Here is a 24153-nt window from a genome sequence, read left to right as displayed (position 1 = left end):
ATCCGAGGCCGATCTTGATGAAACCGACTCTCGCCATTGCCACGCTTGTGTTGTTCGTGGCATCTGTTCTGGTGGCAAATGCTGTTCTCGCCGCGGACGGTTCGCCAACGAAAAAGAACATTGTGATCTTGTTGGCCGATGATCTCGGCTGGGGCGACGTGGGATTCCACGGAGGAACCGCCGACACGCCAAACATTGATTCGCTGGCCCAAGACGGTGTGCGACTGAATCGGTTTTACGCCTATCCGGCGTGTAGCCCAGCACGTGCCGCGATGTTGACCGGTCGATTCCCGCACCGCTATGGAATCTCCGGTCCCGTGCGACCTCGCGACCAGGGTTTGCCGATGAGCGAACCGTTGCTGCCCGCTGCGTTTCAAAATGCGGGTTACGCAACAAGTCTGATCGGTAAGTGGCACCTTGGGCTGGCGGGGGACAAGTCGCATCCCAACCACCGAGGTTTCGATCACTTCTATGGCTTTCTGGATGCGTCGATCGACTACTACGAACACACTGCTGGTCGGGGACAGATTGATTGGCAACGCGATGGAACCACGATCGATGAGGAAGGCTACTCAACCGACTTGCTGGCCGATGAAGCAGTGCGGCAAATCGAAGGCAACGACTCGGGAAAGCCTTTTTGTATCGTTGTCGCGTTCAACGCGCCGCACTCGCCGTTTCAAGCTCCCGAGAGTTTGATCGAAAAGTATCAGGACAAATTGAACGCACACCAAGTGACGTATGCGGCGATGGTCGACTCGATGGATCAAGGCATCGGACGCATTCTTGACGCAATCGATGCCAAACAACTTCGCGACGAGACGATCGTCGTTTTTGCGTCAGATAACGGTGCGGCGCGAGCCGGAACGAACCAGCCGTTTCGCGGGCAGAAGCGGGAAGTCTACGAGGGCGGGATTCACGTCCCGTGCGTCATTCGTGCACCCGGTTTGTTGAACGCCGGAACCGAAAGTGAACAGCTCTGCGCGATTCATGATCTGTTCCCCACGCTCGCGGCGGCCACCGGAGTTCCGATCGCATCGGCAAAACCGCTCGACGGAGTGAGTCTTTGGTCGCACTTGGTCGGTGGCAAGGCGAAGTCGCGAACCATCGTGATTGCCGAGAACGATCACGCCATCATTCACGACGATTGGAAGTTGATTCAGTTTGCCGACGGTGGCACGGAGCTGTTCAACTTGCGGACTGATCCGACGGAAGCCAAGAACGTGGCGGATGCGGAGCAACAGGTCGCCTCGCAACTACAGTCCACACTCGCTCAGTACCAAGTGATCGTTCAAACGGATGGTCCCGCACCACCGTCTGGCGACAGTCGCTCCGTTGGCCGGGACGTGGTCTCCCGCCGACACACCCTTGCCGCAACCACAGCCCAGGATCTGCAAGAAGGGGAATCCCTGGCGGCGGCAACGATCGTTGGCGATGCAACGTATGGAGTGCTAGGCGATCGGCGAGTTGAATCGAATGGACGTGGCATCCGATTGTTTTCTGGCGAAGATACCGACGGCAACGGCACACTTGCAGGCGAAGCGTCGCTGGTCAGCGACGACCTCTCCCCCGACCAACGTTGGTATCGCTTCTACATCTCTGGGCTCGCTCAAGATGACTTCGCCGTCGATCAGGATGACCTGTATTTAAAAGTCGAGTTTTTCCAAAAGAACGGCACCGATTCACTGGACCTGATCAAAGAACGGATTTACCCACAGGTCTCGCGGGAACGAAACGACCTGTTCGATAACGCCACCAACGAGAGTCTGGGACATGCGACTTGGCGAACCTACGCAATGGATTTCCGAACCCCATTTGCGGAAGTCGATACGGTGAAGCTGAGTGTCGGGTTTGCCAACGGGAAAGCCCAAGCGGGGAAAACTGAGTTTTGGGTCAATTCGATGGACATCAAACCCATCGACGCACCCGCCGACTACGAAGCAGCCAAACCGACCATCCAAGACTTCCCACAACCGGATGAATCGAAGCTGATCGCCCTGGGCGGTCGCTGGTACTTCGAACCGAAAGCTGGACAGCGCCAAGCACCCAAACAGTTCGACTACACCAACGCAGAACAACTGCTCTACAAGGCGGCTCGCTACCACGCGCCGTTTGCGGGCAACATGAGTTCGTGGTTGCGTGCCGGCTACCTCGATTTCAACGGTGACGAAGTCGCCAAGGACCAGTACAAACCTTATGCCGTCATCATCACCTTCACGGACGAGCATCTCGTCATGCGAAGTCGAAATCTGCCCAATCACCCCACCGCGACGTTCCCCGATCGCTGGCGAATGCTGGACGGCAACCCGTCGTACATCAAAGAGCAGGCGAATACGTGGCATATTCCATTGCAGCCGAAGCGTAATCCCGATGCGATCGCAATGGACGAAAAGAACTCCAACCAGGCGTTACCCATGGGGGCGATTGGTGTCGCGACCAACGGCGTGATCTTCTTCAATCCCTTCGACCACATCTTTGAAACCGATGCCGTGTGGCGACTCGATCGCTGTTGCGGCCACCCAAGCCCACGCCAACAGTACCACTATCACAAGTATCCGGTTTGCGTGAAAACTCCTTGGAGCGACGAAGGCCACTCCCATTCCGGTGTGATCGGGTTCGCGTTCGACGGGTTTCCTGTCTACGGGCCATACGAATCAAAAGGCTTGCTCGCCAAAGACGATACCAAGAACCCACTCAACGACTTCAATCTTCACGAAGACCCCGATCGCGGTCCCCACTATCACGTCACCCCCGGCCAATACCCGCACATCATCGGAGGATACTGGGGACAGGTTGATACCAACCATCGTCCGGGACGGTAGCGACGCTCACCAGAGCGTGGATCGTGCGCAGAACCTGCCACCGTCAACTCAGTCACCGAGATCGACGAATTCCCAGACGACGCCTTCGCCGGTGCCGTCGCCGCGAAAATGGACCAACGGGTTGGTCTGCTTTCGATTGAGACATTTGATCGTGTCACTCAGCCGGCGCTTGGCGTCCTGCTCGGGATGCGGTGGGAGCGGATCATCGATCCTCGGCGGCCATCCTTCTTCTTCGAACGCACACAAGATCGCTTGCTGGTTGACTGCGACCCATTTGAAACGCTTGACAATCGTGCCGCCTATGCCCAACACACGACGCTCCGAATCCCAACGCGGTCGCTGCCCCGCGTGGGGACGACTGCCGTTGACGGCTCGCAAGTTGACACCGCCGGCCAACACGGCCTCGGTCGCTTCCCGCCGCGGCTGAATCGAAGGTTGTCTCTCGGGTGCAGCGGGTTGATGATTGGCCAACAACCCTTGCGCCAACTCGATGCCCCGGTCGGTGAGCACAAAACAGGTTCGCTCGGGAAACGTCAACTCACCCGACGGCAAAAACGTCCGCCCGTCGTCGCTCTCCAACGTCACTTCACGCTGATGTTGGACCCAGCCATTTCGCACCAGCCAACGAAAATCATTCGGCGCCATGTCCAATGCCGTTAACTGTTCTATCTCCACAGCAAATTGCCAGCGGTCACAGTTCGATTGACAAGCATAGTCAATCGCAGTCAAAAGCGGGAGAAAAGCGAGACGTACGCGATGAGGCACGTTTTCCACGTGCGATGAGAACTGTTTCAATGCCATGCCCCGGCCTCGATTCAATCGTGTTGGTGCTTCCCTTAACGGTCGGATAGCCAAACCCCCCAACGGCCATTTCTTTCACTATAAGGTTGCCAGCAAAGGAATTCAATCGATTTGCGTCCTGAATTCATGATTGACGTGCTGGACCAAGGAATGCCAAGTGAACAGTTGTGCGCAACCGCCTGTCGGTGGCCGTCGGGTTCAAGGCGGAACGGGCCGACCGCCTTCGGACGCACCGGCGGAGGGCAATGCGTGGCCACCCTGTTTGGAACACCGCGAGGCGGCCCGGCGGTGTTCGTCGATCAGCTTGTCGGTTTAGCGAGCGATGGTTGAACGTCTTTCGATCAATCGACCGTGATTTCGTCGTTACGACATCAATGGCACGACTTCTGCAGCCGACTGCTTGCCACGGACAACGCATCGTTGTCGATGTTTCGTTGTCTTGGGGGCATCAACCCCAAGGTCATTTGATGGCCTGATCGGGCAAGGGAATCCTTGTCCGGCGACTCTTCAATAGCAAATCAAAGGAGCTTATTTAATGCGAGTCAAAAACCTACTGTGTGTCACCGCGTTGGCTGGTGCGAGCATGGCATTGCCGACCGGCAACACCACCGCGCAAGACCTCGGCCAAGCCGTTCCGACCACCCAAAACGGTCTCGGCAACGCCGTCGATAATGCGGTCCGCAGCGGAATCGGAGCCGCCGCCGATCAGATTCGGCAAGGCGGAAGCGTCCGCGGTGCGATTCAGCAAGGCGCCGACCAAGCGCTGCGTCAAGGCGCCGACCAAGCGCTGCGTCAAGGCGCCGACCAAGCGATCCGCGAAGGCGTCAATCAGGCGACCCGGCAGGTTCTGCCGAACGCCAACATCAATGCCAACGTCGACGCCAACGCTAACGTCAACGGCAACCGCAACATCGCCGGTTCCAACGTTGCCGCGCAACAACGCGCTCGATTGGGAATCGGATTGCAAAGCAGCGATCAAGGCATCCGAATCACCAACGTCACACAAGGCAGTGCGGCCGCGCGAGCGGGGCTGCAAGCCGGTGACGTCGTGATCAGCACCAACGGTCAAGCGATCACGTCGACCGATCAGTTGGCGCAAATTGTCCGCGATGCCGATGCCAACGCCCAGTTGCAAATGAAGGTGTTGCGTAACGGTCAAGAGCAAGCGGTGACCGCATCGTTGGCGGCACGCCAACAACAGAATGACCGCTATCGTGCAAACAAACCCGCCATGGACGGTTCGGCCAACGCGTCGGCAGCCTATGAAGCACGCATCACGGCACTGGAAGACGAAATCGAGCGATTGAAGTCGACGATCGACCAATTGCGTGGCGAGTTCGATGTCCAAGGCGATGTCCAAGGCAATATCCAAGACAACGGCCAAAGTCGTCGTGATCGAAACACGTCGCTCAACGCCGACGGATCGCTTGAAGCCGACGTGTCACTCGATTCCGGTCTCGATGTCGATGCAAGTGGATCGGCTTCGACCGATGCCGACTTGGAAGGTTCGCTCGATAACTAATCCCGCTCGATCACTGATCGACGCGTTTCATTCAGCCGCATCCCCGCGGATGCGCTGAATCATATCCCGCCGATGAACGCGATGCCTGGAAACAGACGTTGCGGTTCTCGGCGGGTTTTTTTCGTTTCCAGCTGAAAGGAAGCGATGAAATTGCTGAAGTGAATCGTCTGGGGTAGCACACCAGCATTCTCAACGGGCTACCCATCGAAAGTGCCATCCGTGGGCCCAGTAATCGTTTCATCGTTCCGCAATTGACCGCCTGTTCTTTTTCCGCGGCACCCTACAACTAAGAGTTGACGGAGCAATGCTACTTCAACCACTTTTAAGGTTGGGGTTGCATTGTTTGAGCTGAAAAGTCCCATGATTTCCCGCGACCGCTTTTGTCTCGAAAATCGATCGATTGAACATCCACCACACTTTCCTCGGCCGGAAGATACAACCGCACGACGCTCGTCCTGCCATTGACGGGGATCTGGACGGTGATGTCTTGCCAGGATGCTCCTGCCGAAAGATCGAAGCGGACCATTTGGCCCGACTCGGGAAAGGTTTCCTGACCTGCGGTCTTCCATTGAATTCGTCCTTCACCGCCTGTCGCGCTGCGGGCACGAAGCCGCAGGGTCAGCGGGCCGTCGGATTTGACTTGGGCCGTCCCCAAAAACGGCTGACGTCCCCGGCCCACGACCCGGATCGCCCCATCCGTCTTGACGAGTTCGCAGTTGCGGGCAACCAAACCCAAGGTGATGTCGGATGATGCGGGCGTTCCCGTGGAACCCGCTTTGGAGTCTGCGTTGAAGTCGGGGTTCGGTTTTGGGGCCAACGCTCCGGTGTCGCGGATGAATTGGTCGATCAACCCATCCAGCTCTTCCACTTTCTGTGGCATCGCGTTTGCCAGGTTTTGTGTTTCACCAATGTCGTCGGTCAGGTTGTAGAGTTCGCGGACGGCGGGATATTGGGGATGCGGCTCGAACCGCCGAATCAATTTCCAATCGCCTTGGCGGACCGACACGGCGGGAATCAAGTGTGGAAACCACGTGAAGTAGGCTTGCCGTTTGAGCCGGCCGGTTTGTTTCAACACGGGCAGCAACGATTCGCCGTCGACGATGTGTCCTTCGGGCTGCTTCAGGCCCGCGACCTGGAGGATCGTCGGGTACAGATCGATCGGTCCGACGATGGCATCGCTGGTCGAACCGGGCTGGACCTGGCCGGGCAGACGCACCATCAAGGGAACGCGCTGACCTCCTTCATAGATTTTTCCTTTGCCTTCACGCAGCGGCGCGTTGTTGGTCGGTGGCTGTTCACCGGCCCATTTTTTCCAGTCCTGGACGAAGTCCCATTTCGGATGTCCCGGTTTGATGTTTTTCATCTGCCGGCTACCGGGCACGTTGCTGTGCGTGTTGCCGCCGTTGTCGCTATAGAAGATGAACAGCGTGTTGTCGGTCAATTCGAGTTCATCGAACGTGTCCAACACGCGGCCGAGGCTTTCATCGACGCTCTTGAGCATCGATGCCATGATCGGATTGTTCTGTCGGCCGCGTGGGTCGGTCTTTTCGGCAAATCGTTTGGTGTACTCCTCCTTGTGCCCCCACGGGCCGTGAACGGCGAAGTGCCAGAAGTTCAGAAAGAACGGTTCGTTTTGGTGGCTTTCGACAAATCGAATCGCTTCGTCGGTGAGCCGGTCGGTGATGTATTCCCCCGCCGGACCATCGGTGATCGTTCCGACGTGGTGTCTTCCCGAAGGCACTCCGTTGGCATGGACGCCATAGGGCGAAAAGTAGCTGGCCGGACCGGGGCTCGGTTCGGCGTGAAACGCGACTTCAAAACCGTGCTGTTCGGGCCAATGCTCTTGGCTCAAACCCAAGTGCCATTTCCCGAAATGCCCCGTCCGGTAACCCGCGCCGCGTAACGCTTCCGCCAAGCTGATCAGATTGAGGTCCAAGTTGTTCTTGCTGTTGGCGTAGATCAACGGACGGTTGGCAGGCGCTCGGGCGGGATACGCAGACGCATCGGCGGGCGCTGCCGGCTGATGTCCGGAGGCGGACGTGACGCGATGGCGAGAGGAGTACTGGCCGCTCAAGATCGAGGCACGCGTCGGTGAGCACAACGGGACGGCGTAGGCATTGGTGAAACGCATCGATTGCTGTTGCAACCGTTTCATGTTCGGCGTTTCGTAATACTTTGACCCGTAAGGCGTGCTGTCCATCCAGCCCATGTCGTCGACCAGAAACAGGACGATGTTGGGTTGGGCTGCCGGTGATGCATCGGCGGCGCACACCGTCATCGCCGTCGTGACGCTCATTCCCGCGATCAGGACGCCGAACCAAATGATCGTAAGTCGTTGTGTTTTCATGCGACTGACAACTGGAGGAAAAGAAGAGAACCTTGTCGAAACATTCCGCTGGATGGACGTCCAGGCGTATAAAACTCGGACAATCAGGCGGGAAGCCCCTGTCGATTTTGACACACTACTTTGACATCCGCGCACCGAGCGGGATGAGTTCATTGAAGCGGTCGATCGGCTGGCGGGCCGTCCACGCCATCGCACGCATCAAGATCGTGCGGAAGATCGGATCGTCGAAGGTCCAGCTGTAATGGCCGGGAATGCTGACAAAGACTCTACCCGCCGAACGCTCGTACGACCACATCTGCGGACGCGCCTCGCCGTCTTCGATGCTGGTCGCGAACAAGGTGACGTCCTGTGGCTGTCCCGTCAGTCGCCAATAGCTTTCATCATACAGCTGCAGCGGCTCGATGTTGCGCATGATCGGATGGTCGGTGTTGTGGACGTTCAACGCCAGCGGTCCGTGCCGGTAACCGATGCTGCCCCCCTTGGACGCCAATCCGATCCGTCTGGCAAACTCGCCGGCTCGATCGTTTCCGTTGACCGCCCAATGGATGTAAACCGCTCCGCCACCGCGTTCGAAAAACTGGTCCATCTTGCTTTGTCGCTGATCATTCCAATCGCCCTTTTGAAAAAACACTAGGACGTCAGCGGTCGCGAGTTGTTTGTCATCAGGAAAGTCCCAGGCCGCATCGACGTGTACGGCTTCGGCGGCTGCAAGCAACTGCCCCCACTGAATCTGCCACGCCGGGTAGTCGTGTTCACCCGGGCCATGATCTTTCTTGCCCGCCACCAAGACAATGTGGATCGGGTCGAGCGGGCTCGGTAGCGGCTGCGACCCGGCCAGGACGGCAGCGACTTCGGCTTGGGTGCGTACCGGTGGCGCTTCGAGCGGCGAATCCAGCGGCATGTGTGGCGGCGGGGTCAGCAAGAACGTCATCAGGTCACGGAACTGGTCCGGCGTCAGTTTTTCGTCCAGGCCCTTGGGCATCACGGACACGTCGGCCGGCTTGATCGTGTCGATCTCCGCTCTGGTCAACCGCGTGGTCTTGCCGTCGGCATCCCCCAAGATCAAATGCCCTTGCTGGGTTTGCAGCGTTCCGGTCAACACGCGGCCATCGGTGGTCAACACGGTGTTGCCCAGGTAGTCCGGGTTGATCGCAAAACTTGGATGCTTGATGTCACGTTCCACCGACGCATAGTCGCGATGCACCAAATTGGTCAGGTCGGGCCCGATGTTAGGGCCGCCGCCATGAATCGCGTGACACTTGAAACAACCCGCCGCGTCACTGTGGAACACGCGTCGTCCCCGGCCCCAGTTCCCGCCTTCGATCTCAGCGATGTTTTTTGATTCAACCGGCTCGGTATCCGAACCCGACTTCGAGGTCCACGGCAAGGAGAAACGGCGCAGTGGCAGGGCACGCAAACGCGAGTCTTCGTTGGTGGATGCGGCGAGCGACCAATCGGGCGTGGAGTTCGCGGCCACCCGCGCACGCAGCGTCAGCGAAACGCTGTCGGCCGACTCGGGGGCAATCTCGACGCGGGCAGTGAATCTTCCGTCATCCCCCCGAGTCGCCGCGAGTTGCCGGTCTGCGATTTCAAGACTCATCGGCTGGGACGAACTTGCGGTCAGCGTGACGATTTCTTCGGGCCACTGGTAATCCAACGTCGAACCCGGTTGGACTTTCGGTCGCAGCAGGTCCGTCACGTCTAGCCGCGTCTTCAGCGTCATCTCGCCCCCGTCCGGCAACAGCAAGCGGAGGTGATCATGGATCGCACTTTCACGCGTAAATTCGTCGGACACCTGCCAGTTGACGTGCGGCAACCAACCCGTCCATCGAACCGCGTCCGCCCCGTCATCGGCGTGACGGGCGAACGTTGCTTCGACACCTCCGAGCGTCAGGTCCAGATCGATCGATTGGAGCTGTTCGATCGATCCCTCTGTCGATTGGTTTTCGAGGGGTTGATACGGGATCGAAACGGCGTAGTGTGAATTGGCCAGCATCGGATCGGTTTGCAACAGTACGTTGCGACGGTCGGCGGACAACGCCATGCCGCGGATGGCGAGGTTTCGGCGCGGCGTCGCCAATTGCCGCTGGACGACCGCGTAGGGTGGGGCCAGCGTTTCGAATTGATCTCCGGCGCGGACGAAGGGGCCATACTGAATCGCGATTTGATCGGCGATGTTTTGCAACATCGCGGCGTCCAGCGGGCGATCGAACGCGATCTGAATTTCACGCGACGAATTTGCCCAGGCTTGAAGGGGGCGGGCGATGTCCGGATCGGTCATGCGGATGCGAAACAGTTTGCCTTTGCCCGTCGGTCCGGTGCCCCAGTCCGGCGGTCCGCTGTGGCACGCGACCACCAAGTCACCGTTCGGGGCGACGCAGGCATCGATGGTCAGCATTTGTAAGCACGCCAACAACTGGGTGGTTGCAACATAGCCGGATTGTGTTTTGGCGAGTTGGGTTCGCCAGAGCTTGCCACGCGACTCGCCGCAAACAATCGCGTTTTCCGCCCAACCGCTCGGACCGAAACGAGCCGCCGACACACCGTCACCGTTGAAAACCATCCCGCACGTCGATTGATGTTGTGGGGCGTAATCGAACACCGACGGTTCGTCGATGACGTCTGGATTGTGTCGCGGATGCCGTGGCGGAAAACCGTAATGACGATCCGGGACGATATGTAGGAGTTCATCGAACGGATTTCCGTTGGGCAGCCACGTCGCACCTTCTTGCTCGGCACAGAACAAGTCGCCGTGCCGGTTGAAGGCGAATGCGATCGGGAAACGAATGCCGGTGCAAACCGTTTCACGGGTCTTGAAGTCCGGAGAGACACGCTGCACGGTGCCTCGGTCGCTTTGCAGGTCGTACTTCGCGACACCTTGATCGTCGATCAAGTAGGCGTTGGCATAGTTCGCCGTCCCCAGGCCGAAGTACAAGGACCCGTCGGAGCCCATGGCGATTCCGGTGGCGTCGACGTTTTGGGGAATCTCGTCCCAGCCCGTTGCTACCACCATCTCTTCATCTGCCCGATCGTCGCCGTCGGTGTCAACGATCAACGACACCTTGCCTTTGCTGGGCGTGAAGATGCCTTGGCCGTGCGGATAGTCCGTTGGCGTGACCAGCATGCCGATCGGTCCCCGCAGCGACCCCTCGTTCTTCCAAAACAGTTCCGCCCGGTCTTCCAGTCCGTCGCCGTCGCTGTCGCTCAACAAGTGGACGTCACCGTTGTATCCCAACGTAAACAGTTTACCGTCGTCCCGGAATCGGACGTTGTTGACGTTCGTCAGCTCGACGGGAATCTCGTGGACCTCGAAACCTGGGACCAGCATCTGGATCACCGGTGGGTTTTCGACCTTGACCAGTTCGACCGAATCCTGATCCAGCTTCAGCGCGCCCGGCAACTCTTCAGCGAGGTTTGCATGCTTCGCTGCTAGATAACGCTCGACCGCCCCCGTTTCTTCGTCCGTTAACGTTCGCTCATAAACCAACACCTCCGCGATGTCGCACGGCAGCTGACCGTGAACCTGCAGCTTGCCCGGGCCGTTGGTGTGAAAGCGAGCGCCCAGCGTCATCTCCACCAGAGAGATCTCGGACGGTTGATAAGCCCGCCGGCCGGTGTCTTTGCCGTCGACCCTCAACGAAACCGTCTCTGATGTTGCATCGACGTGCAGGGTGACTTGATGCAGCGTTCCGAACGCGCGACTGCCTTCCGACAGATCGCGAAACCCGCCGAAACCACGTCCCTCGGCATTGATCACGTCAAGCTTACGCGTCGGTCCCGGACCGAGGTCCAAATTGAATCCGGTTTCGTAGTCGCGTCCGCCCGGTGCATTGGACGAGAGCCAACCACGGAACTCGCCGGGGTTCGCATGTGCCGCCACAACGGTGAAAACAGTGAGCGATTTCGACGTGAGGTCGTTGCCGGCGCTGCGCAGGTGCGAGCCATCAAACCGCACCACGTGCGATTCCGCCACTTCCACAAGCGTCGGTTGATGGTCCTCTGTTGTTTGCGAAAAATCGTGCACACCGGCGGCGAGGTTCTGCCACGTGTTGACCGGCCCCGGCCGCTGTGATTTTGCCAGTTCGCCAGCATCGAGGTGCAAGACCAGCCCACTCAACTCGGGAATCGCCGGCACCGGTGGGTTTTTCGCCGGCGAAAGTCCAGCGATGAGAGTCAATCCGAGCAGCGAAAGAGTTCGAACGATGCGCATGGACATCCGCAGCTTTACCAATGGGGCAAATGATGGTGAGCCGATCGGGCTCGGGGGAAGGCGTCCCGTATTGTAGCCTGTCCACATGTGCCAGGTTGGTGCGTTGTCTCGCGCGGATGAACGATTCAATCGACGCTGGGTCTCGCGAGGTGGAGCAGTCGCCGTAAGGCATGCTGTGCATGCCATCAGACGATCTGTCACGCACAGCGTGACCTACCGTTGTATGATGTGTGCCCTCCGCGATGCCGCTCCCCGCCTGACTTGGGAAATTTTCTCAAAGGATCACCGATGACTTTATTGAAACCGCTCACTTTCTTCGTCGCTGTTCTGATCTGCGGAGCGTTTTTCATCCCCTGCGTCTCGGCTCAGACATCGGTTTCCACCTCTACGGAAAACCGCAAGTCCGACTTCCCGGAACCGTACGACAGCGAGCCGGAAAAGACCTCGCCGATGTCGGCCGAACAGGCGGCGGCGACGGCGGTGTTGCCGCCTGGGTTTCGCTGCCAAGTGTTCGCCAGCGAACCGGACGTTCAGCAACCGATTGCGATGTGCTTTGACGGTCGCGGCCGGTTGTGGGTCGCCGAGTGCTACACGTACTCCGAGCGACCCGATCGTTGGGCGGAGGATCTGCGCGATCGCATCATCATCTTGGAAGACACCAACGGCGACGGACGGGCCGATAAACGGGACGTGTTTTGGGACCAGGCAAATCGTTTGACCAGCGTCGCTTGCGTCGACGGCGGTGTTTATGCGCTGTGTCCACCGCAATTGCTGTTTATCGCCGATGCCGATGGGGATGATGTTCCCGACGGCGAGCCGGAAGTGGTCTTGGACGGATTTGAAGTCGACACGACCAGCCACAATGTCGCCAACGGTTTAAAAGTCGGACCTGATGGTTGGCTGTACGGTCGGCATGGAATTTTGTCCGTCTCCATGGTCGGTCAACCGGGAACGCCCGACAATCGACGCACGCCGGTCAACACCGCGATCTGGCGTTATCACATGCAGCGGAAGTCGTTCGAAGTGTTTTGTTACGGCGGAACGAACCCTTGGGGGCTGGATTGGAACGCCGACGGTCAGTTGTTTTACACCAACACGGTGATCGGCCATCTGTGGCACGCCTTGCCCGGTGCTTACTACGAGCGCATGTTCGGCGCCGCGGTGAATCCGCATGCCTATGACGTGATCTCGCAAACCGCGGATCACTTTCATTGGGATACCGGCAAAGAAGACTGGAACACGATCCGCGACGGCCTGAGCAGCAGCACGTCGGCGCTCGGCGGCGGGCACGCCCACATGGGATGCCTGATCTACAAAAGCGGCGTGTGGCCCGAGGAGTACGCGGGCAATCTGTTCACCTGCAACCTTCACGGCCGTCGCATCAATCGGGATCTCTTGGAGCGTGATGGTTGTGGTTATGTCGCCCATCACGGCGAAGATTTCATGTTGATGAAAGATCCGTTCTTCCGCGGGTTGGACGTCCTCGCCGGGCCGGATGGCCAGATGTGGATCAATGATTGGTCGGACACCGGGGAGTGCCACGACAACACCGGGCTGCACCGGTCCAGCGGCCGGATCTATCGAGTGGTCTATGAGGGCGATGCCAAGGGCGACGTAAAACCCGAACACGGCGACTGGTTGACCTCCCGGGCGCGGTCGGATTTTGGGATCGAGCACATCAACGCACTGCTCGATTCCGAGGACGACGCCCGCCGCGCGATGGGCGTGCGTTTCTTGTGTGAAGATCTTGACGCGGAGTCAACAGCGATCGATCGTCTGATTCGCATTGCCCGAACCGACTCGTCGGGTCTGGTGCGAGTCGAAGTGGCCGCGGGCTTGCAACGTCTGCCGATCGATCGTCGAATCGAAGTCGCCGCGTCACTGTGCGCGCGAGGCGAGGATGCCGATGACCGTCAACAACCGTTGATGATCTGGTACGGCATTGAAGAAGCGGTGGTCGAGCACGCCGATGGTGCGGTGAGTTTGGCGATGCACACACGGATTCCCAAACTCCGCCACCTGATTGCACGTCGGCTCGGCGAATCACTCGACGAGCGACCTGCAGCAGTCGAACGCTTGCTTGCGTCGGTTCTGGCAACGCACCGGACCGGCATTCGTCCCGAAGTGCTGCAAGGATTGGGGCAGGGACTGCGGGGCCGAGCTCGCGCCGCGGCGCCCTCGAACTGGGATGCGGTTGTGGCCGCGGTGCAGCGTGACGGTTCGTCCCTTGAAAAACAATTGGTTCAAGAACTCTCGTTGGTTTTCGGCGACGGGCGTGCTCGTGAAGTCGTCGTCAAGCTGGCATTCGACACCGAGGCGGATCCGGCGAATCGACGGGCAGCCATCGACAGTCTGATGCGACAGCCGAGCGAAGATCTGCTGCCCAAGCTGTTCGCCGCGATCAATGACAAAGTCATCGCGGGCGAGGTCGTTCGCGCGTTGGCACACTACGAGGCGCCAGGGGTTTCGCTCCGTCTGATCAATCGCTGGCAACGGTCCGTCGTGGACCGCAACGCCGCGATCGATTCATTGATCGCCAGAAAGCAGCACGCATTCGATCTGCTCGACGCCATCGAAGCGGGTGAGATTCCGGCCGACGCGATTTCGCCTTACCAGGCACGCCAGATCGAGAACCATGGCGATGCAAAACTGAGCGAGCGGTTGCAACAGGTTTGGGGGAATGTTCGTGAGACCCCCGAAGCGAAGAAGCAGGAAATGGCGCAATGGAAAAAACGGATGACCGCCCAGCGCATCGCGGCGGCCGATCCGGTCGCGGGCAAAGCGATCTATCTGCAACAATGTGCTTCCTGTCATCAGCTTTACGGTGACGGCCAGCCGATCGGCCCCAACCTGACCGGCAGCGATCGGCACAACCTGGACTACTTGCTCGGCAACATCTTTGACCCCAGTTCGGTCGTGCCGGCGGCGTATCGGATGAGCGTTTTGCTGTTGGACGACGGACGCGTCTTGACCGGCGTGGTGACGGCCGAAAACGAAAACGTCATCACGCTGCAAACGCAGAAGCGGGTGGAACAAGTCGACAAGGGATTGATCGCCGAACGAAGACTGTCCCAATTATCATTGATGCCCGACGGGATTCTGACCTATCTGAGCGAAGCCGACGTCACGAATTTGTTCGCCTATCTGATGACCCAAGGCCCGATCGCGTCGGAGTAGTCGTCGACGCTGTCTCGTCATGGATCACCCCAACATCATCGGCCGCATTAACTCAGCACACCGGGGATGGGCGATCCGTCACGGATCAGGGTGATCGGGCGACCGACGCTGGCCTGGTACTCGGTTTTGGGATCGATGCCGATGTTTTGAAAAAAGGTGGCGGCCAAATCGTCGGGGGTGAATCCCTCACCGGCCGGGCCGGCGGCTTTGTCGTCCGTCGCGCCGACGACTTGCCCGGCCGACACTGACCCGCCGGCCATCAACGCGCACATCGCCCGAGACCAGTGATCGCGACCGGCGTTGGAGTTGACTTTCGGTGTGCGACCGAATTCGCCGGTGACAAGAATGGACGTGGATTCCAACAAACCGCGTGATTCCAGCCGATCCAACATGGCGGAAAGACTTTGGTCGAGCTGGGGCAGCAATTCGCGGCCGAGCGTGTTGAAGTTGTCCATGTGCGTGTCCCAGCCTTCCAACAACACCGTGACGAAACGCACTCCGGCTTCGATCAACCGCGCCGCCAACATGGTGCTCTGGCCGTATTCGTGGCGACCGAAACGGTCAATCTGCTGTTCCGGTTCACGGGTCAAATCGAACGCGTCACGCGAACGCGGAGAGCTGATGATCCGATACGCCTGCTGGGCGAAACGATCCAATCCTCTGACGGCGTCGTCCAGGTTTTCGAAGCCGTCAAACGCGGTGTCGATGTCCGCCCGCAATTGATGTCGCGATCGGAAATCATCGACCGTTAGACTGCCATCAAGCGTGATGCCGCGGACGCGAAACGGCTGGCCATAACGCGGTTTTTCGCCGGTCGACATCGGTCCGTATTGCGTGCCCAAGTATCCCGGGCCCTCGACAGGACGATCGATCGAAACGAATGACGGCAGGTCCGCCGCGGCAGGGAACTCGCGGCTGACGACCGACCCATACATCGGATAGCTGACAACGGGAGTCGGCAAATTGCCGGTCATCAGGTACCGCGTGCCCAGCCCGTGATCGGCCAAACTGTGCGTGATGCCCCGGATGATGGCCAATTTGTCGGTGCGCTGCGCCAACCGCGGCAGGTGCTCGCAGATCTGAATGCCGGGCACGCGGGTACTGATCGGTTTGAATTGACCACGGTATTCGACCGGCGCGTCGGGTTTCATGTCGAACGTATCCTGGTGCGACGGACCGCCGCCCAAGAACACCAGGATGGCGGACCGTCCCGAGTCGGCGTGGCCTGCGGCCGCGTTCGAACGCAGAAACTGGCTCAGCGAAAGACTGCCGCCGAGCGCGCCGACTTGCAACAATTGCCTTCGGTTCAGAGTCATCGATGTGCCTTTTGCGTTGTTGGTGAGATTGGAATCGTGATCGTTCAGGCCGCTTGGTGGGCGTGAATCAGTTTGCTATTTCGTCAAGATGAACTCTTTCGTGTTGATCAGTGACCACAGCAAGTCGCGCATCGCCTTGGTCGTTGAGTCGCCGGCTGCAAGATGCTGCTCGGCTCGAGCGACTTCTTTATCGGTGGGCGGCCGGCTGACCGTTCTCAACCATGCGGTTTCGATCAGTCGTGTTGGATCCAAGGCAACACCGGCATCTTCGCGAGCTTGGATTTCCTGCAGCCAGCCGCTCGATTCGAGCTGTTGATCCACCAGCGGGTCGTTCTGCAGATAGACCGCTTGCAACAGGGTCGGCTCGTTGACACGCTCGCAGTCGCAATTGACCGCACGATCCGGCTTGCCGAACACCTGCATCGCGTGCGTTCCGGCCAGTCGCATCGACAGGTGCCCGATGGCACGTCGCGTCAAATCGGTGCGGACTTCAATCAGTTTATCACTCGCCACAAACGCCTGTTTGATACTGTCATAGACCACTTCGGCGGGCAGGCGGCGCGGAATCGCACGGCTGAAATTGCGACGGTCATCGCGATTGGTCTCGTTCGGTTTCCAACTGCGTTGATACGTGTCGCTGGTGGCAATTTGATGATGCAACCATTTGAGGTCGTAGTCTTGTCGGACGAACTCGCGCGTCAGCCAATCCAATAACTCTGGATGGCTGGGCGGGTTGGCCGGGTTCAAATCATCGGGCGGATCGATGATGCCGACGTGAAAGTAGCTCGCCCAAACGCGGTTGACGATTGCTTGGGCAAACCACGGATTCGCCGGGTCGGTCATCCAATTCATGATCGGCTCACGCGGATCATCGTTCCCCTGCAAGGTGACCGAACCGCTGCGCAACAAGGACAATGACTCGGGCTCGGGGCGCGCGTCGATGTACAGTTCACGCCACGGAACGATGCGTCCCTTTTGGGCTTGGCGGAGGATGTCGCTGCGAATCGCGGTGCCCTCGTCGCCTCGCACCGTCAAGCCGACCTGCTTGGCCAATTCGCGGTACTGCGGCAGCGACGTCGGCTCGACACCGAATTCGACGTTTTCGAAGAAGCGGCTGAATTCGTTGAAGTCACCTTGCGTCCATGGCGCGAAGGGGTGCTTGTGGCACTGGGCACACTGCAAACGAAGGCCCAAGAAGTTTTGCGCAAACGCTTGCGCCGCATCTTCGGGCTTTTCCATGCTGCGACGTGTCCAGTAGTGCGGCATCGTTTCACGTTCGGCAAAGTCGGCCGGTGAATCATCACGGAAATACGCCGAGACTTGACGCGCGTAGTCCTGATACGACTGACCGGACTCACGGCCCTTGGCCAAAACGATCCGGCGCACCAATTCGTCGTAGGGTACGTTCTCACGCAATCGCTGGTACACCCACATGTACCACTGCACCGACGTTTCCTGGCCCAGTTCGGCCTGTTGATTCGGGTTGCAGCCGGTGAAATCGCACAGCTTGTTGGCCCACCAAGCCGCATAGGAGGGCCGTTCCAACAGCTCATCGAGTTTGCGTTCTCGTTTGTCGGTCGAGCGGTCGGCCAGAAACGACTCGACCTCCTGGGGCGTCGGCAACGTGCCGCAAACGTCGATGCTGACGCGGCGCAAGAATTCCGCATCGCTGCAAACGTCCGACGGGACGATGCCCAACTTGTCCAGTTTGGCGAGGACGAATCGATCCACACTGGGCGGCTGCGTTTCGGCATCGTTGACGCGTCTTGCCCGGTCCGGGGCATCGTTCAACGGACGCAGCACCGGCACCGCCGCCACCCCGTTGTCATAGAACACGACCACGTGCGAATCGCCGGGGCCGGTCGAGGTTAATCGACCATCGGAATCGACCGTGACGACAGAGTCATCGTTGGTGCGAAACCGACACAGCGGCGTCACGTCCTCGCGCAGGCCCTGTTCCCAGACGGCGACAACTCGCAGCGGTACCGGACTCAATGGCACCGATGCGGCGCCAGAATCAAAGACGACTTCCGCCGGCTGGACTTCCAGATGCGACAGCACACGCGGTTGCGTGATCGGCTTGGCACCGTCTTCGATCCAACGTCGTAACAGGTGATGCTCCCACGATCCCTCGGCGAATCGATCACCGCCGTCGTGGTCGACCTGCAGCAACGGTTTTTGCAAGACCAGGCTTTCGTCGGGCCGCCGTCGATCGACGCGTCGGTCGGATTGGCCGTCGCCGCCGGTGGAGGTCTGGTCGGTCAGCGAGCGGTAGTCCATCTGGAAGTCATAACCGAACAGGGACAACTGCAGCCCGCCACGTCCTTGGAAGGAACCGTGACAGGATCGTCCGTTGCACCCCAGCCGGCCCAGCAGCGGGACGACGTGTTGCTGGAAGTCCGGCGTCTCGTCCGTCTCGGCCGCCGCAAATCGTTCGCTGACCGACGGGACGGTTTCCGCCCGCAGCGCCGGCGGATGCGACAGCAGCACACAAGTCACGACGCCGATCATACCGGCCAAGACCGTTCGAATCATCGACTCACCGTTGATCTTAGGGGGAGGTTTCTCATCACGCGTCAGCCGTCGATCTTCTTGACCGATTCAGCGACAGCCAAGTTGTCGCTCAGCCGTTGCTGATGGGCGACACCGGAGCGGATCACGTCACCCACGCGGAGGTCTTGATAGAGTTCTTTGCGTTTCCAGAACCCGTCCAGCATCACCCGTCGTCCGACGATCGAATCGGCATCCGTTGCATCACTGCCGGGCAGCAACTCGTCGACACGGGTGACCTCCACGATCAATCCCATCATCTCTTGGTCCTTCTTGACGACCTTTGCAGTGACCACGGCTTTGATGCCACGAACCGCCTCGGGCAACTCGGGATAGTCACCGGGCGAAACCGGAGCCACCTTGCGAAGCACTTCCACGACTCGCATGAACGGACCGCCCTCGTGCAGCGCCCCGAACTCGATGGTCTCTCCGGCGCGGGACACCACCAAGACATCGAGCAGTTTGCCGGACACCCCGCCGGCTTGGACGTTTTGACCGACGATCGCCTTGGGGTTGTCAACCCGGTTCTTGTTCCAGATCCGTGGCACGGCATCGACGGTGATGGTGAAGGTGCCGCGCTCGACGTCCTTTTGGACCAGACGTCCGACCAGCATCCCACAGAAACCGTTTTGCCCTGACGCCAAGCCGTCCGCCGCGGCGGACTCTCGCTCCATCCGCTTCATGGGTTCCATGGCGGCTTTTTCCGAACCGGCATCCGCCTTGCGGACAAATTCGGCGACCGTCAGGTGCTCGCTCTGGCGGCCGATGTGCTGCATTCCCACTTCGATGCGGTCACCCGGTTTAAAGCTGTGATAAACCTCCTTGCGATTCCAGAAGCCGGCTAGCATCATCGTTCGGCCTTCAATGCTGCGGGGTTCCTTGGCCGTGTTCTTGTTCCAGGCCTCTTTGACGCTGCTGACCTTGATGATCATTTCGAACGCTTCGGGATCTTTCTTCACGATGTCCGCGATCACCGAGCCCTGGAAACCGCGAAAGGATTCGGGCAACTTCGGATAGTCTTCCGGTCGATAGGGGGCGACCTTGCGGAGCATTTCACCGGGGAACTTCAGCCCGTCACCGTCGTGCTTGCACTCAAACTCGATCGTTTCACCGATTCGAGTGACGACCAAGACGTCCAAAAACTTGCCGAACACGCCACCGACGGCGACCGACTTGCCGACGATGCTTTGAGGGTTTTCTGCTTGACTGTTGCGCCACACACGCGAGACCGCATCGACGTGGACGACGAAGGTACCGCGTTCGATGTCCTTGGCAGCCAGCCGACCGACGACCATGCCATTGAACTTGCGAATGCCCGGCGGCAAGGCGTCCGGCGTGGCTTTCAGTTCCGTCGTCGGCGGTGGTGATGCGGGGCGGGTCGCCGGTTCGTCGCCGGCAGCCGGGATGACCAAGGCGGTCGCCATGGCCAATGCTGCAACTTGCTTCTTCATAGGTTCGTTTCCTTCGTGGGGTATCGTTGGGGGAGGGGATGGTTCAGTCGCGCGGGCGATCGCGCGGGGCACGATCACCGTCGCCAAAATCGATCCGGAAAGCATGACCGCGAGCGCCGCCAATCGGCTCCAACGCGGCATACGACGCAAGTCGTTGTTGGTGTCCAGCAGCGTTTCGATGCGTTGGCCGAGCGTGGAGCGAAACGCCGCCATCCCGGCCGCAAGGTGCACCGGCCCGACCGGCCCGACCGGCCCGACCGGCCCAGACGCCCGGCTCATCTGGTCTCCCAGTCGGATCAGGCAATGCGCCAACCCGGTTCGGTGACCGAGCACCAGCGCGGCCTGCGCATCGGCGAGGAAGTCCATCTCTTTACGAAGCTCTCGCCCGGCCCACCAATTCAACGGCTGGAAGAAGAACACGCGGCTGATGATCTGCACGATCAGGTTCCACAAAGCGTCGCACTGAGCCACGTGCGCCAGTTCGTGAGCCAATAACGCGTCACGCTCCGACGCTGAGAGTTCACGACCGGTGCTCGGAGAGGCATCCCGACCGCCGACGGCTACCGAGTCGGGACAGATGTTTTGGGGGATCAAGATGAACGGCCGCAGGATCCCCGCGGCGACCGGTCCGGGAAGATCGGCCGTCCGCAATAGATCGACGCGGCAGCGAATCCCTAGGTTGCGTCGCAATCGGTTCAACGACCGACACAGATCGCCGGTCGAAATCGTCGAGGCCCGCTCGCGAAGTTGCAACAGCCGTGTCATTTGAACGCCAAGCCCCAACGCACCAACGACGATTCCGAGCAACCAAGTTGTCATGACCATTCCCCAGCCGGAGCGGGCGGTCGGTGGCTTCAACGGCGAGACGTTTGGTGAACCGCTGGCAGCAACCCGGGCCGACGTGAACGGCGTCGAAGCGAATCGCCCGTCGGCACCGCTGGCCGATGTTTCGTCGGCGGTTTGCGGGCGATTGTCATCTTTCGACACGAGCGGCGCCGGCACCGTTCGCTCTTGGGACGCCGTCGGATTGTCGCGACTGGTTTCTCCCGCCGCTTCGCTGACCGCGATATGCACTGGAAACTGGAGCCCGAAATGGGGAACGTCCATCACCGTGACTGCGAGCGTGGTGACGACCGGAACACAGAGCACCATCTTCCATGCCAGCACCCTCAATTCGCTATTGCGTCGGCGTCCGAGAAAATAGGTTGCTGCGGCGACGAAGCTGAACGCCAGCGTGGAGTGCAACAGATAGGTCAACAGAAAAACGCCGACGTTTCCTGTCAGGCTTGCGAGATCGCTCATGATCGACCTTCCTGCTTCTTAAGTTTCGCTTCATGCTGCTGCACGAGCGTTTTGATCCGCTGTAATTCTTTAGAGTCCACCTGATCGCTGTCGAGTAAGTGGTTGACCAGTTCCGATGGTTTACCGCCAAAGAGTCGCTCGACGAATTCGCCGACCATCGTTTGCCCCGCACGCTCTTGCGAAACCGCCGCGCGGTAGTAGTAAGTGCGGTCCTCGTCACGATGCGTTACCAAACCTTTCTTTTCCATCCGCGCCAGGACGGTGGCGACGGTCGAATACGCCAGCGGCGACTCGACATCCAACGCACCCTGCAATTCGGCGATCGTCATCTCGCCGCGTTCCCACAGCAATTTGATGACCGCCAACTGTCGCCCGCCAAGTTTCATCGCCTTCATCGTTGCAGACTCCGAATCCTCGAAAACACGCGCCGACGCCCGTGTCGGTTAAAACGGACCTCCGGCTCTTATCTACAGGGTGTAATACTACAGGTTGTAGAACAGGTGTCAAGCAGATCGGGCGAAGAACCGTTGAAATGGTATTGCTCGGCTACCGAAGGCAAACGCCCATTGCCGCGAATGAATTACCGATGAGGAGGCCCGGGCGCTGGCGCGAACCGGCTGATCTCAAACGATGATCAGCCGTTTGGCGCGAGCCTACGGGCCCCATCCGTAGAAACGACGCCTAGCGTCGTGGTATTGGGCTCGCGCCCTGCCGCTGACAGCACGGCCAGGCATCTACGCGATCGCGACGCAGCCCCTTGCGTCTGCGGGCGTGGTTTCAGCAGCGATCCGTCCGGATCGATTCAGTCTTCACCAGCGAGCAACTCCGCCATCGCCCAGCCCAGCGCATTGCCGACTTCCATGTAGGTTTCGGCGTTGTGGTTGTAGTGGTATCCCGCGCCGCTGGGTGAGACGGACTTGTCAGCGGCCGCCGGCTTTCCGTCGGGGTCGGGTAGTTGCACCGATTGCTGCGCCACCGCGACCTGCATCGCAACCGGCGCCGACAAAAGCATCAACAGAACAACGCATTTCCTGAATCTCGATTTTTGCAACATCGGAGCTTTCGTCATCTCTATGGTCAGTGGCAGCGTAGATCACGCTGTATCATAACAGGGCCTCTAGCGATCGTTTGTTCGTTCGTCGGACGGCTTCCCCGAAAGTGAAACACAAGATCGATTCATGAAAAACACCTGCCTTGCCATTGCGGCTGTGCTGGGGATGACGGTGCTGGAGATGGCAGCGACTTCCCCCGCCCTCGCCGAGCCTGAGCAACCGAACGTCTTATTCTTGATCGCCGATGACCTGAATACATCGCTGAGTGGTTTTGGGCACCCGCAGTGCAAAACGCCGAACCTGGATCGTTTGGCGGATCGCGGTGTGAAGTTTGAGAACATGCACTGCCAGTATCCGGTCTGCGGTGCGTCGCGAGCTTCGATCATGTCGGGACTGTATCCGTATTCGAATCTGACACTCGGCAATGCAGGCACCTTGCGCGGCAGCATGCCGAACGTGGTCACGCTGTCGCAAACCTTTCGCAAGCGAGGTTACTATGCCGGACGCGTCAGCAAGATCTATCACATGGGAATCCCCAATGAGATCATTGCCGGCACTGCCGAACGCGATGATCCATTTTCTTGGGACGAGGCGATCAATATCAAAGCACCCGAGCATCATGCGCCGGGTGAATCGACGAACTGGTCGCCCAAAGACAAGGGCTCGCAGAGTTTCACCGGGGTGGTGGCATCGACAGGGGATCACGACCACGCCGACGGCATGGCGGCCGACCGAGCCATCGAGATTCTCGATCGCGTCAAAGACAAACCGTTCTTTCTGGCCGTGGGTTTTGTCCGCCCGCACGTGCCACTGGTCGCCCCCGAGCAATACTTTGATCGCTACGACCGGTCAGCCATGGAAGCGCCGCGGGTTCCGGAGAAGGATCTTGATGATGTGCCGGGAATCATCCGCGGCTACAAAGCCAACAGCACCACGTATGGTGTCACACCGGAACTGCACAAGGGATTGTTGCAGGCTTACTACGCCAGTGTGTCCTACATGGATGCCCAAGTCGGACTCGTGTTAGATGCGCTTGAAAAACATGGCTTGCGGGACAACACCATCGTGGTGTTCACCAGCGACCACGGTTACCTGCTGGGGCATCATCACAAATTTCAAAAGCAGCACCTGTTCGAAGAAGCGACGCGGGTTCCGTTCATCATCAGTGTGCCGTGGCTGGAGGACCAACACGGTCGTGGAACGTCAAAGATCACGGAGCTGGTCGATCTGTATCCGACGCTGGCCGAGTTGGCCGGTGTTCCCGCCCCCGAAACGCTGCAGGGCACCAGTTTGAAACCGCTGCTCTTGGATGTCGAGTCGCCCGCATGGACGAAGGATCACGCATTCACGATCAGCCGCAGCGGCGGGGAGTCGCTGCGCACCGACGACTGGCGTTTCACTCAGTGGGGCTTCGGTGACGATGGGATGGAGCTTTACGATTTGAAAAACGATCCCGGCGAATTCACCAACCAGGCCCAGAACCCCGAGTACGCCGACGTGCTCCAGAGCATGCAAACGCGGCTATTGGCCAAACGCGACGCGGCCGGGTTTTCGACCAACCGTGCCGCGATCGTGGGCAAGGGCAAAAAGAAGAACAAGAAGTAGC

The 24153-nt window shown here is 59.4% G+C and carries 12 protein-coding genes; 4 read left to right on the top strand and 8 right to left on the bottom strand.

Annotated elements, in window-relative coordinates; translation table 11 throughout:
• Positions 1-17: 17 nt before the first annotated feature.
• A complete protein-coding gene (locus tag TBK1r_RS17865; protein WP_145213412.1) occupies positions 18-2819 on the top strand; it encodes a sulfatase-like hydrolase/transferase in 2802 nt (933 codons plus the stop codon).
• 48 nt (positions 2820-2867) lie between these two features.
• Here the strand turns inward: TBK1r_RS17865 and TBK1r_RS17860 are convergent, their stop codons facing one another.
• Entirely contained in the window at positions 2868-3464 is a 597-nt protein-coding gene (locus tag TBK1r_RS17860) for a hypothetical protein (RefSeq protein WP_145213408.1), read from the bottom strand.
• 691 nt (positions 3465-4155) lie between these two features.
• On the opposite strand from TBK1r_RS17860, the gene TBK1r_RS17855 reads away from it, so the two are divergent.
• Positions 4156-5142, top strand: coding sequence for a PDZ domain-containing protein (locus TBK1r_RS17855; protein WP_145213405.1), 987 nt, complete (start codon positions 4156-4158; stop codon positions 5140-5142).
• A 322-nt stretch (positions 5143-5464) separates the two neighbouring features.
• Here TBK1r_RS17855 and TBK1r_RS17850 read toward each other — a convergent pair whose 3' ends face one another.
• Entirely contained in the window at positions 5465-7489 is a 2025-nt protein-coding gene (locus tag TBK1r_RS17850) for a sulfatase (protein ID WP_419581479.1), read from the bottom strand.
• A 115-nt stretch (positions 7490-7604) separates the two neighbouring features.
• Entirely contained in the window at positions 7605-11705 is a 4101-nt protein-coding gene (locus tag TBK1r_RS17845; RefSeq protein WP_419581478.1) for a ThuA domain-containing protein, read from the bottom strand.
• Between the two features lie 282 nt (positions 11706-11987).
• On the opposite strand from TBK1r_RS17845, the gene TBK1r_RS17840 reads away from it, so the two are divergent.
• Positions 11988-14876, top strand: a complete 2889-nt coding sequence (locus TBK1r_RS17840) for a PVC-type heme-binding CxxCH protein (protein WP_145213399.1) — start codon at positions 11988-11990, stop codon at positions 14874-14876.
• 47 nt (positions 14877-14923) lie between these two features.
• On the opposite strand, the gene TBK1r_RS17835 is transcribed toward TBK1r_RS17840, so the two are convergent.
• The 5 genes from TBK1r_RS17835 to TBK1r_RS17815 form a co-directional block, all read right to left on the bottom strand.
• A complete protein-coding gene (locus tag TBK1r_RS17835; protein ID WP_145213396.1) occupies positions 14924-16192 on the bottom strand; it encodes a DUF1501 domain-containing protein in 1269 nt (422 codons plus the stop codon).
• Between the two features lie 75 nt (positions 16193-16267).
• On the bottom strand, positions 16268-18727 hold the full coding sequence (locus TBK1r_RS17830; RefSeq protein ID WP_145213393.1) for a DUF1549 and DUF1553 domain-containing protein: 2460 nt from the start codon (positions 18725-18727) through the stop codon (positions 16268-16270).
• A 41-nt stretch (positions 18728-18768) separates the two neighbouring features.
• Positions 18769-21495, bottom strand: coding sequence for a M56 family metallopeptidase (locus tag TBK1r_RS17825; protein WP_145213389.1), 2727 nt, complete (start codon positions 21493-21495; stop codon positions 18769-18771).
• Entirely contained in the window at positions 21492-21890 is a 399-nt protein-coding gene (locus TBK1r_RS17820; RefSeq protein WP_145213386.1) for a BlaI/MecI/CopY family transcriptional regulator, read from the bottom strand. Before TBK1r_RS17820 ends, TBK1r_RS17825 begins: the two co-directional genes overlap by 4 nt.
• Positions 21891-22297: 407 nt before the next feature.
• Positions 22298-22564: a hypothetical protein gene (locus TBK1r_RS17815; protein WP_145213383.1), complete on the bottom strand. Its 267-nt coding sequence runs from the start codon at positions 22562-22564 to the stop codon at positions 22298-22300.
• Between the two features lie 109 nt (positions 22565-22673).
• On the opposite strand from TBK1r_RS17815, the gene TBK1r_RS17810 reads away from it, so the two are divergent.
• A complete protein-coding gene (locus TBK1r_RS17810) occupies positions 22674-24152 on the top strand; it encodes a sulfatase (protein WP_145213380.1) in 1479 nt (492 codons plus the stop codon).
• Position 24153 lies beyond the last annotated feature (1 nt).

It is taken from the genome of Stieleria magnilauensis, from assembly GCA_007753675.1.
GTDB lineage: Bacteria > Planctomycetota > Planctomycetia > Pirellulales > Pirellulaceae > Stieleria > Stieleria magnilauensis.
The sequence above is the reverse complement of the archived record's forward strand: the minus strand, read 5'-3'. Positions and strand labels throughout refer to the sequence as shown.

Bases quoted from the DNA above. Each gene is read 5' to 3' on its own strand.
- TBK1r_RS17830 (WP_145213393.1), bottom strand. From the start codon at position 18,727: ATGATTCGAACGGTCTTGGCCGGTATGATCGGCGTCGTGACTTGTGTG.
- TBK1r_RS17815 (WP_145213383.1), bottom strand. From the start codon at position 22,564: ATGACGAAAGCTCCGATGTTGCAAAAATCGAGATTCAGGAAATGCGTT.
- TBK1r_RS17835 (WP_145213396.1), bottom strand. From the start codon at position 16,192: ATGACTCTGAACCGAAGGCAATTGTTGCAAGTCGGCGCGCTCGGCGGC.
- TBK1r_RS17840 (WP_145213399.1), top strand. From the start codon at position 11,988: ATGACTTTATTGAAACCGCTCACTTTCTTCGTCGCTGTTCTGATCTGC.
- TBK1r_RS17810 (WP_145213380.1), top strand. From the start codon at position 22,674: ATGAAAAACACCTGCCTTGCCATTGCGGCTGTGCTGGGGATGACGGTG.
- TBK1r_RS17825 (WP_145213389.1), bottom strand. From the start codon at position 21,495: ATGAGCGATCTCGCAAGCCTGACAGGAAACGTCGGCGTTTTTCTGTTG.
- TBK1r_RS17820 (WP_145213386.1), bottom strand. From the start codon at position 21,890: ATGAAGGCGATGAAACTTGGCGGGCGACAGTTGGCGGTCATCAAATTG.
- TBK1r_RS17865 (WP_145213412.1), top strand. From the start codon at position 18: ATGAAACCGACTCTCGCCATTGCCACGCTTGTGTTGTTCGTGGCATCT.
- TBK1r_RS17855 (WP_145213405.1), top strand. From the start codon at position 4,156: ATGCGAGTCAAAAACCTACTGTGTGTCACCGCGTTGGCTGGTGCGAGC.
- TBK1r_RS17850 (WP_419581479.1), bottom strand. From the start codon at position 7,489: ATGAAAACACAACGACTTACGATCATTTGGTTCGGCGTCCTGATCGCG.
- TBK1r_RS17860 (WP_145213408.1), bottom strand. From the start codon at position 3,464: ATGGCGCCGAATGATTTTCGTTGGCTGGTGCGAAATGGCTGGGTCCAA.
- TBK1r_RS17845 (WP_419581478.1), bottom strand. From the start codon at position 11,705: ATGTCCATGCGCATCGTTCGAACTCTTTCGCTGCTCGGATTGACTCTC.